Raw genomic sequence first — 17,308 nt, 5'->3', positions numbered from 1 at the left:
CCCGGAACGGCTGCTGACGGCCGTGCGGGAAGAGGGAAGATCATCGGGTGGGGTTCCGCCACGCCGGGCTACGTAGGCTTCGCACGTGAACCCAGAATTTCGCTTCGCCCCCGCCACCGGTGTCGGCTCGCTGCCGGGCGGTGACGCCCGGGAGGCGGCCAAGACCGTCACCGGGTCGTTCGAGGACTTCCCGCACCTCCCCGAACTCCCCGCGCGCGGACCGGGCGCCGACATGATCGGCCGGACCGCCGGGATGCTCGTCGAGATGTACGCGCGCGTGGAACCCAGCGGCTGGCGGCTCGGCGACCGCCCGGGACGGGACACCAAGCGGGCGCGCTCCTGGCTGGGCGAGGACCTGGACGCGCTGGAGGAGTTCACCCAGGAGTACGACGGCCTCCTCAAGGTGCAGGCCGTCGGCCCCTGGACGCTCGCCGCCGCCCTGGAGCTGCGGAGCGGCGAGTCCGCGCTCTCCGACCCCGGCGCCTGCCGCGACCTCGCCGGCTCCCTCGCGGAGGGCCTGCGCAGCCACCTGGCGGACGTCCAGAGCCGCGTACCCGGCGCCCGGCTCGTCCTCCAGCTCGACGAACCCTCCCTCACCGCCGTCCTGCGCGGCCAGGTCAGGACCGCCAGCGGCTACCGGACGCACCGCGCCGTGGACCGGCAGATCGTCGAGGCGACCCTGCGGGACGTCCTCGGCGTCAACCCGGCGACGGTCGTGCATTCCTGCGCCCCGGACGTCCCCTTCGCCCTGCTGCGCCGGGCCGGGGCGAGCGCCGTCTCCTTCGACTTCTCGCTTCTCACCGAGCGTGACGACGACGTGATCGGTGAGGCCGTCGAGGCGGGGACACGCCTCTTCGCCGGTGTCGTGCCGGGCACGGACGGGGCATTGTCAGACCCTGCCGGTAGCGTCATGGGTGTCAGGACGCTGTGGCGCAGGCTGGGGCTGTCACCGGCGCTGCTCGCCGAGGCCGTGACCCTCACCCCGGCGTGCGGGCTCGCGGGTGCTTCCCCCGCGTACGCCCGCACCGCGCTCGCCCACTGCGTCCGGGCGGCGAGATCCCTCGCGGACAACCCTGAGTAACGGAGGACAAAGGTGGCCGGCGACAAGCAGACGGAGGCCCGGGAGCGGCACGCGCAGCTCGCGGAGCAGATCGAGGAACACCGCTTCCGGTACTACGTGAACGACGCCCCGGTCGTCAGCGACGCGGAGTTCGACAAGCTCCTGCGCGCGCTGGAGGCCCTGGAGGAGGAGTTCCCCGAACTGCGCACGCCGGACTCCCCGACCCAGAAGGTCGCGGGCGCGTACGCGACGGAGTTCACGTCGGTCCAGCACCGTCAGCGGATGCTCTCCCTGGACAACGCCTTCGACGACCTCGAACTCGCCGCCTGGGCCGAGCGCGTCCACAAGGACGTCGGCACGTCCGTGTACCACTTCCTGTGCGAGCTGAAGGTCGACGGCCTCGCCGTCAACCTCACGTACGAACACGGCCGTCTCACCCGCGCCGCCACCCGGGGCGACGGCCGCACGGGCGAGGACATCACGCCGAACGTCCGGACGATCGCCGAGATCCCGGATCGCCTCACCGGCGACGAGGTCCCCGACCTCGTCGAGATCCGCGGCGAGGTCTACTTCCCGATGGAGAAGTTCGCCGAACTGAACGCCCACCTCGTCGAGATCGGCGACAAGCCCTTCGCCAACCCGCGCAACGCGGCGGCCGGTTCGCTCCGCCAGAAGGACCCCCGCAAGACCGCGAGCCGCCCCCTGCACATGGTCGTCCACGGCATCGGCGCCCTGGAGGGCTACGACGGCCTCACGCGCCTGTCCGAGGCGTACGACCTCCTCAAGGGCTGGGGCCTGCCCACCTCCCGCCACAACAGGGTCGTGAACGACCTCGACGGCGTACGGCAGTTCATCACCCACTACGGCGAGAACCGCCACTCCGTGGAACACGAGATCGACGGCGTCGTCGTCAAGCTCGACGAGATCCCCCTCCAGGGCCGCCTCGGCTCCACGTCCCGCGCGCCCCGCTGGGCCATCGCCTACAAGTACGCGCCGGAGGAGGTCAACACCAAGCTCGTCAACATCCGCGTGGGCGTGGGCCGTACGGGTCGCGTCACGCCGTACGCGCAGGTCGAACCGGTGACGGTGGCCGGCTCCGAGGTCGAGTTCGCGACCCTGCACAACCAGGACGTCGTCAAGGCCAAGGGCGTCCTCATCGGGGACACGGTCGTGCTGCGCAAGGCGGGGGACGTCATCCCGGAGATCCTCGGGCCGGTCGCGGACCTGAGAGACGGCACCGAGAAGCCCTTCGTCATGCCGGAGAAGTGCCCCGAGTGCGGGACGCCGCTCAAGCCGATGAAGGAAGCCGACGTCGACCTGCGCTGCCCCAACGCCCGTGGCTGCCCGGCCCAGTTGCGCGAGCGCCTGTTCTACCTCGCGGGCCGCAAGTCCCTCGACATCGAGCACTTCGGGTACGTCGCCGCAGCCGCCCTCACCAAGCCGCTGGAGCCCAAAGAGCCGCCCCTTCTCGACGAGGGCGACCTCTTCGACCTCACCATCGAGCAGCTCCTGCCCATCAAGGCGTACGTCCTCGACCAGGACAGCGGTCTGCCCAAGCGGGACCCGAAGACCGGTGAGGAGAAGATCGCGACCGTCTTCGCCAACCAGCAGGGCGAGGCGAAGAAGAACGCGGTCGCGATGCTGGAGAACATCGCGGCGGCGAAGGAACGCCCTCTCGCCCGTATCCTCACGGGCCTGTCCATCCGGCACGTCGGCCCGGTCGCCGCCGAGGCGCTCGCCCGCGAGTTCCGCTCCATCGAGCGCATCGAGCAGGCCACCGAGGAGGAACTCGCCGCGACGGAGGGCGTCGGCGGGATCATCGCCGCCTCGCTCAAGGAGTGGTTCGCCGAGGACTGGCACCAGGAGATCCTGCGCAAGTGGCGTGCGGCGGGCGTCCGCATGGAGGACGAGCACTCCGGGGAGGACGAGGGCCCGCGCCCGCTGGAGGGGCTCGTCGTCGTCGTCACCGGCACGCTGGAGCACCACACGCGGGACGGCGCGAAGGAGGCGCTCCAGACGAGGGGGGCGAAGGTCACCGGCTCGGTCTCGAAGAAGACGTCTTTTGTCGTCGTGGGTGACAATCCCGGGTCCAAGTACGACAAGGCGATGCAGCTCAAGGTCCCCGTGCTGAACGAGGAAGGGTTCGCCGTCCTCCTGGAGCAGGGCCCCGAGGCCGCTGCGGACGCCGCCCTTCCGGTCGAGGAGTAGCCGTGAAAGGCCACCCGTACCGCGCATTTCGGAGCGTTACGGGTGGCCGGTGCGCATTCGGGCAACCGCCCACGACCGCTGCCCCTATTCGCCCTCCGCGGCCTACTGTTGAGCTGCGCGCCTGCCGTGCCCAGTCGCGGTCGGGGCACCCCCGGCTTGTCAGAACCGGGGACCAGGGATTTCCCACGCGGCGCCGCCGGCTGTGAGAGGGACAGGAATGGAACCGACCGAGAGCGCCGCCCCGGACTCCCGGCTGCGCCCGCGCCGGACGGCCGGGATCAGCCTGCGGAGCCTGTGGGCCGCTCGTACGGCCCACGAGGCCGTCGTCGCGCTCCCCGGGGCCGAACCCGACCACGAACGGCACCAGACCTGGCCCGCGTTGCCCGCGGTCGTCGTCGGGGCGGCGGCGTTCGCGCTCGGTGTCGGCTTCTACCGCGCCTTCACCGGCGGCCACGCCCTGTTCCCCTCCGGCACGCTCGGCTGGTCCCTCGCCCTGCTGACCGGCGTCATCGTCGGACACCTCGTCATGCTGGGCCGGGCCCGCTGGTGGGGCGGGACCGGCTCCGGCGCGGCCCTCACCCTCGCCGTCCTCCTGCTGTACGGCTGGGTCCCGGCCGGCCTCGTCAGCCTCACCGTCGTCGTCCTCGTCGGCATCGCCCGCCGGCACCGCTGGCGCCAGGGCGTCCTGCACGGCGCCGTCGACATCCTCGGCATCGGGGCGGGCGCGCTGGTCCTCGCGGTGTGCGGGCGGGTGCCGTCCGTCGAGAAGCCCTGGGACCCGCAGACCTGGACGGTCTACACCGCCCCGCAGATCGTCCTCGTCGCCGTCGCCTATCTCGCCGTCACGCGCGTCCTCCTCTGGTTCCTCCAGGCGCCCTCGCACGGCGGGCTGCCCACCGTCGCCCGTACGGCGCTGCTGCGGCAGAGCATCGTCGCCGTCGCGCTCCTCGGGATCGCGCCGCTGGTCTGCGTCGTCGCGGACGCCGAGCCCGTACTGCTGCCGCTGTTCTCGATCCCGCTGATCGCCCTCGACTCCACGCTGTGGATCGCCCGGATGCGGGCGGAGGAGCAGCTCCGCGATCCGCTCACCGGGCTGCCCAACCGGCAGTGGCTGCTGGAGCGGATCTGGACGGCGCTCGACGACGCGGAGCGGATCGGGGCGCGGGCCGCGCTCATGCTGATCGACCTCGACCGGTTCCGGCACGTCAACGACACGCTCGGGCATCTCGCCGGGGACCGGCTCCTCCTCCAGATAGCGGACCGGCTCAAGGAGGCGCTGCCGCGCGGGGCGGAGGTGGCGCGGCTGGGCGGGGACGAGTTCGCGGTGCTGCTGCCGGTCGCCGACTCGACGACGTCCGCGACGCGGGTGGCGCGGGCGCTGGTGACGGAGCTGAGCTCGCCGCTCGATCTCGACGGGCTGACGCTCGTGCTGGAGGCGAGCGCAGGGGTCGCGGTCTTCCCCGATCACGCCGTCGACGCGGAGGGGATGCTGCGGCGGGCGGATGTCGCGATGTACCAGGCGAAGCGGGACCGGACCGGGGTGGAGGTGTACGAGTCGAAGCGGGACTCCAACACGCCGGACCGGCTGGGGCTGCTGGGGGATCTGCGGCGGGCCCTCGACGCGCACGAGGTGCAGTTGCACTACCAGCCCAAGGTGCGGTTCGACGGGCAGGTGGCGGGGCTGGAGGCGCTCGTGCGGTGGGTGCATCCCGAGCGGGGGAAGGTGCCGCCGGACGAGTTCATCGCGATCGCCGAGTCGTCCGGGCTGATGCCGCATCTCACGGAGTACGTGCTGGAGACGGCGCTGGAGCAGGTCGCGCGGTGGCGGGCGCAGGGGTTGCGGGTGCCGGTCGCCGTCAACGTGTCGCCGCGGGACGTCCACACGCCCGGGTTCGCCGGGGCCGTCGCGGCTCGGCTCGCCCGGCACGGGGTTCCCGCGGGGGCGCTTCAGCTGGAGATCACCGAGCATGTGCTGCTCGAAGATCCGCAGCGGGCCGCCGATACGCTCAACGGGCTGACCGGGCACGGGGTGAAGATGTCCCTCGACGACTTCGGGACCGGGTACTCCTCGCTGGTCCATCTGCGGCGGCTGCCGGTCAGTGAGCTGAAGATCGACCGGTCGTTCGTGGCTCGGCTGGCGGTCGACGCGGAGGATGCGGAGATCGTTCGGTGCACCGTCGATCTCGCGCACTCTCTCGGGTTGTTGGTGGTGGCGGAGGGGGTGGAGGACGACGAGACGTGGGAGCGGTTGCGGGATCTCGGGTGTGACGCTGTCCAGGGGTGGCTGGTCGCCGCGGCGATGCCTCCGGCGGAGACGACGGCGTGGTTGCGGGCGCGGGGGGCTCGGGGCTGGCAGCGGCCCCGCGCGGCGCTTCCCGCCGCGGAATGACCCACCCGCCCACCCGTTTCCAGTCACTCAAGAGGTGGACCTCTCCCGTGGGGCCCGATCGCCGTCGGCGGCTGCGGGAGCGTGGGCATGTCGTGCGTCCTGCCCCCTCCTGCCCGATGGCGGTGCTGCGCCGTCGTGGCCGGTCGCGCAGTTCCCCGCGCCCCTGGGGGGCGCTGACGCGCCCGTCTCATGCGCGAATGTCACCATGCCCCCATGGAACGCATCCTCGGAATCGGCGGCTACTTCATCCGTGCTCAGGACCCCGGCGCGCTCGTCGCCTGGTACCGCGACAACCTCGGGCTGGACGCGGGGGAGTTGTGGCGGCAGGAGGTGGGGGTGACTGTGTTCGCGGCGTTCGAGGCGGAGACCGAGTACTTCGGGTCGCGGGAGCAGGGGGTGATGGTGAACTTCAGGGTCCGGGATCTGGACGCCATGCTCGCGCAGCTCAGGGAGAAGGGGGCGGACGTGGTGGAGGGGACGCAGGACATGGCGGGGATCGGGCGGTTCGGGTGGGTGACAGATCCGGAGGGGAACCGGGTGGAGCTGTGGGAGGCGGTTCCCGAAGGGGGGTGAAGCGGAACCGTTTACCGTCCTGGTACCCCCGCCCCCTAGGATTGGCCCCAAACCACACACACTCACCCCAGAGGAACGCTGCATGCCTGGCATTACGCGCGAGGAGGTCGCCCACCTCGCCCGGCTGGCGCGTCTGGAGCTGGAGAGCGAAGAGCTGGATCACTTCGCGGGACAGCTGGACGACATCATTGGCGCCGTTGCGCGTGTCAGTGAGGTCGCCGATCAGGACGTACCCCCGACCTCGCACCCGCTCCCGCTGACGAACGTCATGCGGGCGGACGAGGTCCGTCCCTCGCTCACCCCCGAGCAGGCGCTCTCGGGCGCCCCGGCCCAGGAGCAGCAGCGATTCAAGGTGCCGCAGATCCTGGGGGAGGACTAACAGTGACGGACATCATCAAGCTGACGGCCGCTGAGACGGCCGCGAAGATCGCGTCCGGCGAACTCACCGCCGTACAGGTCGCCGAGGCCCACCTGGCCCGCATCGAGGCCGTCGACGAGAAGGTGCACGCCTTCCTGCACGTCGACCGCGAGGGCGCGCTCAAGCAGGCCCGTGCCGTCGACGAGAAGCGTGAGCGAGGCGAGAAGCTCGGGCCTCTCGCGGGCGTTCCGCTCGCGCTGAAGGACATCTTCACGACCGAGGGCATTCCCACGACGGTCGGCTCGAAGATCCTGGAGGGCTGGATTCCGCCCTACGACGCGACGCTCACGAAGCGGCTGAAGGCCGCCGACGTCGTCATCCTCGGCAAGACCAACATGGACGAGTTCGCCATGGGGTCGAGCACCGAGAACAGCGCGTACGGCCCGACCGGCAACCCCTGGGACCTCACCCGGATTCCCGGCGGCTCCGGCGGCGGCTCGTCCGCCGCGCTCGCCGCGCACATGGCCCCCCTCGCCATCGGCACGGACACCGGCGGCTCCATCCGCCAGCCCGCCGCCGTCACCGGCACGGTCGGCGTGAAGCCGACGTACGGCGCGGTCTCGCGGTACGGCATGGTCGCGTTCTCGTCCTCCCTCGACCAGGGCGGGCCCTGCGCCCGTACGGTCCTGGACGCCGCGCTCCTGCACGAGGTCATCGCCGGACACGACCCGCTGGACTCGACGTCGATCGACACCCCGGTCCCGCCGGTCGTCGAGGCGGCCCGCAACGGCAGCGTCGAAGGCATGCGCGTCGGCGTCGTCAAGCAGTTCCGCGGCGAGGGCTACCAGGCCGGCGTCGTCCAGCGCTTCGACGAGTCCGTGCAGCTCCTCAAGGAGCTGGGCGCCGAGATCGTCGAGCTGGACTGCCCGTCCTTCGATCTGGCCCTCTCGGCGTACTACCTGATCGCGCCCTCCGAGTGCTCCTCCAACCTCGCCCGCTTCGACGGCCTGCGCTACGGCCGCCGCACCGGCGACGACGGCACGCACTCCGCGGAGGAGGTCACCTCGATCACCCGCGCCGACGGCTTCGGCCCCGAGGTGAAGCGCCGGATCATCCTCGGCACGTACGCGCTGAGCAGCGGCTACTACGACGCCTACTACGGCTCGGCGCAGAAGGTCCGCACGCTCATCACACGCGACTTCGAGAAGGCGTTCGAGCAGGTGGACGTCATCGTGTCGCCGACGACGCCGACCACCGCCTTCCCGATCGGCGAGCGCGCCGACGACCCGATGGCGATGTACCTGGCCGACCTGTGCACGATCCCGACCAACCTCGCGGGCAACGCGGCGATGTCCCTGCCGTGCGGCCTCGCGCCCGAGGACGGTCTCCCGGTCGGCCTCCAGATCATCGCCCCCGCCCTGAAGGACGACCGTCTTTACAAGGTCGGGGCCGCCGTAGAGGCCGCCTTCGTGGAAAGGTGGGGTCACCCGCTCCTGGAGGAGGCTCCGTCGCTGTGAGCAACGCACTGTCGAAGGCCAAGGGCTTCAAGAAGTCCAAGTCCGGTACGTACGTGTCCATCGCCACCACCGCGTTCGGCGCGTTCGGTGTCGCCAAGCAGATCAAGAAGGCCCGCGCCGAGCAGGACACCCTGCGCCTGATCGACGCCACCGTCTCCGCGGTCGCGATCGTCACCGGCCTCGCCATCCTGTACCGCGAGCTGAAGCGGCTGGGCGACGACGACGTCCTGCTGGGCTGAGAGGGAAGTTTTCACCGTGACCACCACGACCGACCTGGTGTCGTACGAGGACGCTCTCGCGTCGTACGACCCCGTCATGGGCCTTGAGGTCCATGTCGAACTCGGCACCAAGACCAAGATGTTCTGCGGCTGTTCGACCGCCCTCGGGCAGGACGCGAACACCCAGACCTGCCCGGTCTGCCTCGGCCTGCCCGGCGCGCTCCCGGTCGTCAACGCGACCGGCGTCGAGTCCGCGATCAAGATCGGCCTCGCGCTGAACTGCGAGATCGCCGAGTGGTGCCGCTTCGCCCGGAAGAACTACTTCTATCCGGACATGCCGAAGAACTTCCAGACCTCCCAGTACGACGAGCCGATCGCCTTCAACGGCTATCTGGACGTCCAGCTGGAGGACGGCGAGACCTTCCGCGTGCAGATCGAGCGCGCGCACATGGAGGAGGACACCGGCAAGTCGACGCACGTCGGCGGCGCCACCGGCCGTATCCACGGCGCGTCCCACTCCCTGCTCGACTACAACCGCGCCGGCATCCCCCTCATCGAGATCGTCACCAAGCCGATCGAGGGCGCCGGCGAGCGCGCCCCCGAGGTCGCCCGCGCGTACGTCCGTGAGCTGCGCGAGCTGATCAAGGCGCTCGGCGTCTCCGAGGCCCGCATGGAGATGGGCCAGATGCGCTGCGACGTCAACCTGTCGCTGCGCCCCCACGGCCGGGAGAAGTTCGGCACCCGCAGCGAGACGAAGAACGTCAACTCGCTGCGGTCCGTCGAGCGCGCGGCCCGCTTCGAGATCATGCGGCACGCGGCGGTCCTGAACGCGGGCGGCACGATCATCCAGGAGACCCGCCACTTCCACGAGGACACCGGGTCGACGACCTCGGGCCGCGTGAAGGAGGAGGCCGAGGACTACCGGTACTTCCCGGAGCCCGACCTCGTGCCGGTCGCCCCGTCCCGTGAGTGGGTCGAGGAAATCCGCGCCGGGCTCCCGGAGCTGCCGCTGGCCCGCCGTAACCGGCTGCTGGCCGACTGGGGCATCACCGGCACCGAGATGCAGGCCATCCTCAACGCCGGCGCCCTCGACCCGATCGTCGCGACGATCGACGCCGGCGCCGACGCGGCCTCCGCCCGCAAGTGGTGGATGGGTGAGCTGGCCCGCAGCGCCAACGAGTCCCAGGTCTCCCTGGACGAGCTCGCGATCACCCCGGCGCAGGTCGCCCGGGTCACCGAACTCGTCACCAAGGGCGACCTGAACGACAAGTTGGCGCGACAGGTCATCGAGGGCGTCCTCGCGGGCGAGGGCACCCCGGACGAGGTCGTCGAGAAGCGCGGCCTGAAGGTCGTCTCGGACGACGGCGCGCTCACCAAGGCCGTCGAGGAGGCCATCGCCGGCAACCCCGGGATCGCCGACAAGATCCGCGGCGGCAAGGTCGCGGCGGCCGGCGCGCTGGTCGGGGCGGTCATGAAGGCGACGCGCGGCCAGGCGGACGCGGCCCGCGTCAAGGAGCTGATCCTGGACCAGCTGGGCGTGACGGAGGGCTGATCCCGAACTCCTGAGGTCCCGAAGGGGGTTGACGCGCGGACGCGTCAACCCCCTTCTCCGTCAGCCCCGTCGAGCCCCTCCGCTCTTACGGCCGCCGCCCCACCACCCCCGCGAACCCGAGCGCCCGCCCCTCGTCCGCCCGCAGCAACTCCGCGGTCTCCCGCGCCCGTTCACACGTCGCGGCGAACACCTCGCTCCACCGCAGCCAGTCCCGCCACCCCTCCTCCTGCCACCGCGCGCTCTCCACCACGACCGCCCCCGTACGCTCCCAGTTCCGCCGCCACCACGCGGGGGAGTGGTAAGCCCAGTACGCGGGACGCCAGTTGCCCGCGAGATGCGCCGGCGGCTCGGCCCCCGGCAGCTCCTCCCGCAGCGCCGGCACGACGACCCCGATCCGCCCGCCCGGCTTCAACAGCCGCGTCAGCGTGGGCAGATACAGATCGTCCGCGCCGAAGTTCTGGAACGCGTCCACGGACACGATCGCGTCGAAACTCCCCTCGCTGAACGGCAGGTCGCGCGCGCAGGCGTGCACCGGCTGCACCCGGTCCGCGAACCCCGCGTCGGCGATCCGCCGGGCGTTGTCGTCGGGGGCGATCAGCGGGTCCACGGCGGTCACCTGTACGTCGTACTCACGCGCGAGGAACACCGAGGTCAACGCGCGCCCGCAGCCCAGGTCCAGGACCCGGGCGCCGGGGCGCAGCGTGTCCAGTCCGAGGTCGGGCGCGAGCCACTCCAGGAGCCACAGGGGGTGGGCGCCCATCTGGTTCTCGACGATCCAGTCGGCGTCGTAGTGATTGCTGCGCGGACGGTGGGGGTGGCTGAGGTCGGCGGTCGAGGGCATCGACGCGGTCTCGGTCATGCGGTGCGGGCTCCTTGCGTACTGGGCCGGCGGGGGGCGGCGTTGAGTCATACGGGGCGGCGGGGCCGTACTGCTCACCGAGACCGCTCTCCGGAGAGGCTCTCAGGATGGCGCGCTACCCTCCCGCGCCATGAGGACCGACACCCGGGACGAGACCGACGACGTGACGACGACCCATCCGATGGACACCGTGGACGCCGAGGACGACGACATGGACCCGATGGAGGATGCCCGCCGGGCCCGCTGGACGGCGACCGGCACCGGCGTCCTGCTCACCCTCGCAGGTCTCGCCGCCGCCCTCATGCGCCTCGGCGGCAAGTCCTCGGCCCTCGTCCCCGCCGCGTTCGCCACGGGCGCCGCGATCTGCGCGTTCGCGGCCTTCCTCGGCTCCCGGGGGCACACCCGGCGCGCGCTGTGGCTGCTGGTCCTCGGTGTCACGGTGATGGCGTTCGGGGACCAGGCACACTGACGGGCACCTGGACCGTCTCCTCGGCCGGCGCCTTCCCGGCCACTGCCTCCTCGGCCGGCGCCTTCCCGGCCGTCGTTTCTTCGGCGACCGGCTCCCCGGCGACCGGCTCCTTGCCCACCGGCTCCTTCGGCCCCCGCGCCGCCGCCAGCCCACGAGTGAGCCCCCTGCGCATCCACAGCCCCATCGGGCGCTCCACCCACCGGTGGATGCCGTACGACAGGAGCAGCATCGCGGTCGTCACGACGGCCAGGTTCCCCCAGGGGCCGAGGGCGGGCACGTGCCGGGTGAGGCCCTTGGCGAGCGGGTAGCCGAGGCTCATGTGGACCAGGTAGAACGGGTAGGTCAGCGCCCCCGCCGTCACCAGCCAGCGCCACTTCAGGTCCCGCAGCGGGCCGATCGTGGCCAGCATGAGGACGCCGAGGAACGCCGTCAGCAGCAGCGCGCACAGGCTCCAGGACACGGTGCGGGTGCCGCCGGGCGCGGCCATGTGCCAGCCGACGCGTATCTGGAGCACGCTGAGCTGGTACGCCCACGCCATCCCCAGCAGCGTCCAGAGCATCAGGTTCTGCCCGAAGCGGAACATCAGGTAGAGCGCGATCCCGGCGACGAACAGCCCCGCGTAGCCGCTCAGGACGAACTGGTCGAGCAGTTTGTTCTGGGTGGAGTGCGTGACGTACGCGGCGACCAGCCAGACCGTGCAGAAGCCGAGCAGCCGTTCGTAGGTCGCGCCGAACTTCAGCACGATCGCCATCAGCAGATAGAAACGCGCCTCCAGATCGAGCGTCCAGGCGACCCCGGCGAGCAGATCGACGTGCAACGGGCCCGGGAACATCGTCAGATTGGCGAGCACGTTCCGCGGGTGCAGGTCCTCCGGAAGGTTGTCGGACTTCTGGGGGAACACCGCGAGACGGGTGACGAGCAGCACGATCACCGCCCAGTACGCGGGGAAGAGCCGCGAGAGCCGGGAGACCGCGAACTCGCCCGGCGTGCGCCCCCACGCGCTCATACAGATCACGAACCCGCTGATCAGGAAGAACATCTCGACCCCGAGCCAGCCGTACATCGAGGCGCGGTGCACGGTGAACGCGAAGTCTCTGGGGGTCTCGCCCCATATGCTCGGGAAGTTCTGGCCGAAGTAGTGGAAACAGGCCACCGCGAGCGCCGCCGCGAGGCGCAGCCCGTCGACGAGTGCGAGCCGCGGCGGCCGGTCGGGCTTGTTCACCTGGCGGACGGACAACGTTCCCCCTGTACGCAGACTGTGCGATTCCTACGGGTGATACGAGTCGCGGGCGCCCGAATAGTTGTTGTGGGGACGGGAGTTGTTACGTCCCTGTGATGCCGGGAGGGGTGGCCCGCCGCCGGAATCGGGGGCCGTGAGAGGGTCGTCCCGACGACGGACCCACACGAGAGGCAGCGGTATGTACGGGGTGTCCCTGGGAGACGACGGGGCGCAGTTGCGGCCCCTTGAGGTGTGGCACGCCGAGGAGCTGCTCGCCCACTTCGACCGGGGGCGCGAGCACATCGGGCAGTTCATCGGGTTCGGCTCGCGCGAGACGGACGTCGAGTCCGCCCGCGCGCTGCTGAAGCGGTACGCCGACAAACGCGTCGAGGACTCCGGCTCCCTGCACGGCCTCTGGTACGACGGCACCCTCGTCGGCGGCGTCCTGTTCCGCACGTTCGACGCGGCCACCGGCGTCTGCGAGGTCGGCTGCTGGCTGGAGCCGGCCGGCGTCGGCAAGGGGCTCGTCACCCGCGCGATGCGCGTCCTCGTCGACTGGGCCGTCCTCGACCGGGGCATGCACCGCGTCGAATGGCACGCCGCCTCCGGCAACACCCCCAGCCTCAACGTGGCCCGCCGCCTCGGGATGACCCGGGACGGCGTCCTGCGCGACAGCCATCTGCACAAGGGCGAACGGCACGACATCGAGATCTGGTCGCTCCTCGCCCCGGAGTGGCGCGCCGCACGCGCGCGTACCGCTCACAACGATCATTAAGAAACCTCTCAGAGAGCCTCCGTACGGTGCCGGACATGGGAACGAAGACAGAAGAGACGATCTCCGAGGTGGAGCTGACGAAGGGGGAGACCCCGGAGGAGGCCGTCACCGAGGAGGACGAAGTACTGGACGACGACGCCGAGCTGCTCGAAGAGGGCGGCGGGGCCGAGGCGAAGGAGACCTCGTTCGTCGGGCAGGGCGCCGGGGCCGTCGTCTCCGCCGCGCTCGGCTTCGTGTCGCTGAGCGGCAGCTGGATCGGCACGGTCGCCGCCGCCCGCGAGACGCTCGTCGGCCAGCTCCAGACGTCGTCGACGGCGAGTGTCGCGACGCAGGTCAAGGAGGTGTACGGCGACGCGTGGAAGACCAGCGCGCTGTGGGCCGGGCTCTTCGCCCTGTTCGCCCTCGTCACCGCCGTCGTCGTCCTGATCCGCCCCGCCTTCGGCAACCCCGACAGGCCGCAGCCCGCGTGGATCAAGTCCGTCGCCTGGGGCGGCGTCGCCCTCGGTGTGATCGGCCTCCTGCTGGCCGTCCTGAAGTACAGCGACGCGATCCTGGGCCTGCCCTCCGCGAGCTGACCCGCGACCGCGGGTTCACATGAGGGCCCTCAGGGCTCGCCGTAGGCACATACGGCGGTCCCTAAGGGCCCTTCTCCCGTTTCTAAGGCCCCCCGGGGCGCCCGGAGATGCGGAACTCTCCCGATGTGCCGGACCCCCTCCGCGAAGGAGGCTGGAGTCCGACAGCAAGAGGGCACACAGAGCCCCAGGGAAACGGGAGTGACCATGTTCCAGTTCGAGGCCCACCAGCTCCGCTCCGCCGAACTCATCCGCCGCGCCGACCACGAGCGCCTCGTCAAGGAGGCCGTACACGCGCGCCGGGAGGCCGAGAAGGACTCCGATACCGGCCGCCCCCTGCGCCACCGGTTCACCTGGGCGGCGTGAACACGGCAGGAGGGGGTGGCCGTACGGGGGTCGGCCACCCCTCCGCCGTCGTCGCGCTCCCGATAACCGGTGGGGCGTTGTCAGACCCCTGTGCGATGCTCGGCAGCGTGGAGATGAGGTCGGTCAGTCCGGTGTTCGTCGGCCGAGCGGATGAGCTCGGCACGCTGAACGACGCGCTGGGGCGCGCGGCGGCGGGGGAGCCGCAGGCGCTGCTCGTCGGCGGTGAGGCGGGCGTCGGCAAGACGCGGCTCGTGGAGGAGTTCGGCGCGGTCGCCGAGCGCCAGGGCGCCGTCGTCGCGCTCGGCGGCTGCGTCGAGATCGGGGCCGACGGACTGCCGTTCGCCTCCTTCTCCACCGCCCTGCGCGCCCTGCGCCGTGCCCTGCCCGAGGAGCTGGCCACCGCCGCCGCCGGCCAGGAGGACGAGCTGGCGAGGCTCCTGCCCGAACTGGGCGAGACCGCGCCCGGGAGGCACGACGAAGAGGGCCTGGCGAGGCTCTTCGAGCTGACCGCCCGCCTCCTGGAGCGCGTCGCCGCCGAGCGCACGGTCGTCGTGGTCATCGAGGACCTCCACTGGGCCGACGCCTCCACCCGCCACCTCCTGTCCTACCTGTTCCGCACGCTGCGCACGGGCCGCCTCCTCGTCCTCGCGACCTACCGCAGCGACGACATCCACCGCCGCCACCCCCTGCGCCCCCTCCTCGCCGAACTGGACCGGCTGCGCACGGTCCGCCGCCTCGAACTCGCCCGCTTCACACGCGACGAGGTGGGCCGCCAGATCGCCGGCATCCTCGCCGTCGAACCGGCCCCCGCCCAGGTCGACGAGATCTTCCACCGCTCCGACGGCAACGCCTTCTTCGTCGAGGAACTGGCCGTCGCCTGCTCCGGCGACTGCTGCGCGGGGCTCACGGACTCCCTGCGGGACCTCCTGCTGGTCCGCGTGGAGGCGCTCCCCGACCACGCCCAGCGCGTCGTACGGATCACCGCCGAGGGCGGCTCGACCGTCGAGTACGCCCTGCTCGCGGCCGTCTCCGGACTCTGCGAGGACGACCTGATCGAGGCCCTGCGCGCGGCCGTCGGCGCCAACATCCTGCTCGCCACCCCCGGCGGCGACGGCTACCGCTTCCGGCACTCCCTGGTCCGCGAGGCCGTCGGGGACGACCTCCTGCCGGGCGAGCGCTCCCGCCTGAACCGGCGGTACGCACAGGCCCTGGAGGCCGGCCCCGGCCTGGTCCCGGCCGACCAGCGGGCGACGCGCCTGGCCAGCTACTGGTACCACGCGCACGACCCGGCGAAAGCGCTCCCCGCGGTGCTGGACGCGGCGGTGGAGACCCGCTCCCGGCACGCCTACAGCGAGCAACTGCGGCTCCTGGAGCGGGCGATGGAGCTGTGGGACGCGGCCCCGGGGGAGGTGCGGGCGAAACTGCGCCCCGTCGACTACGCCGAGGTCTACCCGCCGTGCGGCTGCGACCCCGAGACGACGCCCCTGCGCTACCTGGACCTGATGGCCGAGGCCGCGGTGGCGGGGCGGCTGGCGGGGGAGCGGGAGCGGGCGCTGAAGATCACGCGCCGGGCGCTGCGGCTCCTGGAGGAGGACCCGGACCCGCTGCGGGCCGCCTGGTTCTGGGTGCAGCGCTCCAAGCTGGTGACCGCGCTGTCCCGGGGCGACGGCTGGCAGGAGCTGGCGACCGCCCAGGAACTGGTCCGGGGGCTGCCGCCGTCGGAGGTGCACGCCGAGGTGCTGGCCGCCTCTGCCGGCTGGTCGATGCTGCACGAACCGGGGCCCGACGCCGTCACCGCCGCCGAGCGGGCCGTCGAGTACGCGCGCATGCTCGGCGCCGAGGACATCGAGTTCCACGCCCGCCTCAACCTCGGCGGCCTCATGGTCGGGGCCGGGGACATCGAGGCAGGGCTCGCGCAGATGCGGGACGTGCTGGAGCAGGGGCGGGAGCGCGGGCTCGTGGCCGAGGTCGGGCGCGCGCACATCAACCTGCCGTCCGCGCTGGAGAGCGTCGGCCGGTCCGCCGAGGCCGTCGCCCTGCTGCGGGAGGGGCAGAAGTCGGTCGAGGAGTGGGGGCTGCGCAACAACGAACCGTGGATCTGGGCCAACCTCGCGGAGTCCCTGATCTCGCTCGGGCAGTGGGACGAGGCGCTGGGCGCGGCGCTGCGGGCCAGCCGGGTCACGCAGGCGGCGAAACCGCGGGGCGCGGGCCACGGCTTCCTCGCCCAGCTCGCCCTGGCGCGGGGCCGGACCACCGACGCGGCCCGGCACATCGCCGACGGCCGCGCGTCCTTCGGCCCGCACGACCGGATGCCGCAGTACGTCCTCCCCTTCGCGACCCTCACACTCACCCTCGCCGCCGCCGAGGGCCGCCTCACCGACGCCCGCGCGGAGCTGACGCGCGTCCTGGACGACGGCCTCGCCCCGCACGTCCACCGGGACGCCTGGCCCCTGCTGCGCGCCGCCGCGACCGCCGAGGCGGACGCCCGCGAGGCGTCACCGGAACAGGTCCGCCGTATCCGGGAGACGGCGCGCAGACTGCCCACGCCGGCGCCCGTCTGGCACGCGTACGACCGCTGGGTGCGGGCGGAGCTGGGGCGTGCGGAGGGGCGTGACTCGGCCGACGGATGGTCGGACGTCGTCACCGCCTTCGAGTGCCTGGAACGCCCCTACGATCTGGCGCGCGCCCGCTACCGTCTCGCGGAGGCGCTCCTCGGCTCCCCGGCGCCCGACGACCGCTCCCGGGCCGCCGATCTCCTGCGGCTGGTCCGCGCGGTCGCCGACCACCTGAAGGCCCGCCCCCTCTCGGAGTCCACCGACCTCCTCTCCCAGCGCGCCCGTCTCTCCCTCACCCCGCCGCCCACCCCCACCGACTCCCTCGGCCTCACCACCCGCGAACACGACGTCCTCCGCCTCGTCGCGGCCGGCCGCACCAACCGCCAGATCGCCGAGGAGCTCTTCATCTCGCCGAAGACCGCCAGCGTCCACGTCTCCAACATCCTGGCGAAGCTCTCGGTGTCGAGCCGGGGGGAGGCGGCGGCGGTCGCACACCGGCTGGGGCTGTTCCCGGTGGGGGCGGGCTGAGAGGCGGGGTGGGCCGGGGTGCGCGGGCATCCGGGCCCGCGCCCGCCGTTCGGTCGCCTGTTCGTGGACACTGGACGAAGGCCCCGAACC

Annotated in this window: 15 protein-coding genes; 13 read left to right on the top strand and 2 right to left on the bottom strand. The window is 71.9% G+C overall.

All coding sequences use genetic code 11. The features are described 5' to 3' along the window. Positions 1-85: 85 nt before the first annotated feature. The 8 genes from ABZX85_RS00795 to gatB all read left to right on the top strand — a co-directional run bounded on the left by ABZX85_RS00795 (position 86) and on the right by gatB (position 9,875). Positions 86-1,081 carry a methionine synthase gene (locus ABZX85_RS00795; RefSeq protein WP_355861215.1) on the top strand — a complete coding sequence of 332 codons (996 nt, stop codon included), beginning with the start codon at positions 86-88 and terminating at the stop codon, positions 1,079-1,081. 12 nt (positions 1,082-1,093) lie between these two features. Further along, complete coding sequence (gene ligA, locus ABZX85_RS00790; protein ID WP_355861213.1) at positions 1,094-3,268, top strand: NAD-dependent DNA ligase LigA; 2,175 nt, start codon at positions 1,094-1,096, stop codon at positions 3,266-3,268. A gap of 217 nt (positions 3,269-3,485) precedes the next feature. Next, positions 3,486-5,657 carry a bifunctional diguanylate cyclase/phosphodiesterase gene (locus ABZX85_RS00785; protein WP_355861211.1) on the top strand — a complete coding sequence of 724 codons (2,172 nt, stop codon included), beginning with the start codon at positions 3,486-3,488 and terminating at the stop codon, positions 5,655-5,657. 213 nt (positions 5,658-5,870) lie between these two features. Then, positions 5,871-6,230: a VOC family protein gene (locus tag ABZX85_RS00780; RefSeq protein WP_355861209.1), complete on the top strand. Its 360-nt coding sequence runs from the start codon at positions 5,871-5,873 to the stop codon at positions 6,228-6,230. 82 nt (positions 6,231-6,312) lie between these two features. Beyond that, complete coding sequence (gatC, locus tag ABZX85_RS00775; protein WP_355861207.1) at positions 6,313-6,609, top strand: Asp-tRNA(Asn)/Glu-tRNA(Gln) amidotransferase subunit GatC; 297 nt, start codon at positions 6,313-6,315, stop codon at positions 6,607-6,609. A 2-nt stretch (positions 6,610-6,611) separates the two neighbouring features. After that, positions 6,612-8,105 (top strand): Asp-tRNA(Asn)/Glu-tRNA(Gln) amidotransferase subunit GatA, encoded by a 1,494-nt coding sequence (gene gatA, locus ABZX85_RS00770; RefSeq protein ID WP_355861205.1) that lies wholly within the window; start codon positions 6,612-6,614, stop codon positions 8,103-8,105. Further along, positions 8,102-8,344 carry a hypothetical protein gene (locus ABZX85_RS00765; protein ID WP_010356884.1) on the top strand — a complete coding sequence of 81 codons (243 nt, stop codon included), beginning with the start codon at positions 8,102-8,104 and terminating at the stop codon, positions 8,342-8,344. Before gatA ends, ABZX85_RS00765 begins: the two co-directional genes overlap by 4 nt. A 16-nt stretch (positions 8,345-8,360) precedes the next feature. Then, positions 8,361-9,875 carry an Asp-tRNA(Asn)/Glu-tRNA(Gln) amidotransferase subunit GatB gene (gene gatB, locus ABZX85_RS00760; protein WP_355861203.1) on the top strand — a complete coding sequence of 505 codons (1,515 nt, stop codon included), beginning with the start codon at positions 8,361-8,363 and terminating at the stop codon, positions 9,873-9,875. 85 nt (positions 9,876-9,960) lie between these two features. On the opposite strand, the gene ABZX85_RS00755 is transcribed toward gatB, so the two are convergent. Next, a complete protein-coding gene (locus tag ABZX85_RS00755; protein ID WP_355861201.1) occupies positions 9,961-10,734 on the bottom strand; it encodes a methyltransferase domain-containing protein in 774 nt (257 codons plus the stop codon). A gap of 181 nt (positions 10,735-10,915) precedes the next feature. Between ABZX85_RS00755 and ABZX85_RS00750 the strand changes: the two genes are divergently transcribed. After that, positions 10,916-11,203, top strand: coding sequence for a hypothetical protein (locus ABZX85_RS00750; protein ID WP_355862286.1), 288 nt, complete (start codon positions 10,916-10,918; stop codon positions 11,201-11,203). Here the strand turns inward: ABZX85_RS00750 and ABZX85_RS00745 are convergent. Beyond that, positions 11,169-12,425 (bottom strand): acyltransferase, encoded by a 1,257-nt coding sequence (locus ABZX85_RS00745; RefSeq protein WP_355861199.1) that lies wholly within the window; start codon positions 12,423-12,425, stop codon positions 11,169-11,171. The genes ABZX85_RS00750 and ABZX85_RS00745 overlap by 35 nt on opposite strands. A 196-nt stretch (positions 12,426-12,621) precedes the next feature. Here ABZX85_RS00745 and ABZX85_RS00740 point away from each other — a divergent pair, with 196 nt between their 5' ends. The 4 genes from ABZX85_RS00740 (at position 12,622) to ABZX85_RS00725 (ending at position 17,218) form a co-directional block, all read left to right on the top strand. Continuing rightward, a complete protein-coding gene (locus tag ABZX85_RS00740) occupies positions 12,622-13,197 on the top strand; it encodes a GNAT family protein (RefSeq protein WP_355861197.1) in 576 nt (191 codons plus the stop codon). A gap of 35 nt (positions 13,198-13,232) precedes the next feature. Then, positions 13,233-13,772, top strand: a complete 540-nt coding sequence (locus ABZX85_RS00735) for a hypothetical protein (protein ID WP_355861195.1) — start codon at positions 13,233-13,235, stop codon at positions 13,770-13,772. 204 nt (positions 13,773-13,976) lie between these two features. Further along, positions 13,977-14,135, top strand: coding sequence for a hypothetical protein (locus ABZX85_RS00730; protein WP_355861193.1), 159 nt, complete (start codon positions 13,977-13,979; stop codon positions 14,133-14,135). 95 nt (positions 14,136-14,230) lie between these two features. Further along, complete coding sequence (locus ABZX85_RS00725; protein ID WP_355862284.1) at positions 14,231-17,218, top strand: AAA family ATPase; 2,988 nt, start codon at positions 14,231-14,233, stop codon at positions 17,216-17,218. Positions 17,219-17,308: the final 90 nt, after the last annotated feature.

Origin of the sequence: Streptomyces sp. NPDC004539 (assembly GCF_040610055.1) — a bacterium.
Taxonomy (GTDB): domain Bacteria; phylum Actinomycetota; class Actinomycetes; order Streptomycetales; family Streptomycetaceae; genus Streptomyces.
This window is presented reverse-complemented; position numbering and strand designations above follow the sequence as displayed.

Excerpts from the sequence above, each read along its gene's own strand:
- gatC (WP_355861207.1), top strand. The coding sequence starts at position 6,313 with ATGCCTGGCATTACGCGCGAGGAGGTCGCCCACCTCGCCCGGCTGGCG.
- ABZX85_RS00785 (WP_355861211.1), top strand. The coding sequence starts at position 3,486 with ATGGAACCGACCGAGAGCGCCGCCCCGGACTCCCGGCTGCGCCCGCGC.
- ABZX85_RS00755 (WP_355861201.1), bottom strand. The coding sequence starts at position 10,734 with ATGACCGAGACCGCGTCGATGCCCTCGACCGCCGACCTCAGCCACCCC.
- ABZX85_RS00750 (WP_355862286.1), top strand. The coding sequence starts at position 10,916 with ATGGACACCGTGGACGCCGAGGACGACGACATGGACCCGATGGAGGAT.
- ABZX85_RS00735 (WP_355861195.1), top strand. The coding sequence starts at position 13,233 with ATGGGAACGAAGACAGAAGAGACGATCTCCGAGGTGGAGCTGACGAAG.
- ABZX85_RS00730 (WP_355861193.1), top strand. The coding sequence starts at position 13,977 with ATGTTCCAGTTCGAGGCCCACCAGCTCCGCTCCGCCGAACTCATCCGC.
- ABZX85_RS00725 (WP_355862284.1), top strand. The coding sequence starts at position 14,231 with ATGCTCGGCAGCGTGGAGATGAGGTCGGTCAGTCCGGTGTTCGTCGGC.
- ABZX85_RS00780 (WP_355861209.1), top strand. The coding sequence starts at position 5,871 with ATGGAACGCATCCTCGGAATCGGCGGCTACTTCATCCGTGCTCAGGAC.
- ABZX85_RS00740 (WP_355861197.1), top strand. The coding sequence starts at position 12,622 with ATGTACGGGGTGTCCCTGGGAGACGACGGGGCGCAGTTGCGGCCCCTT.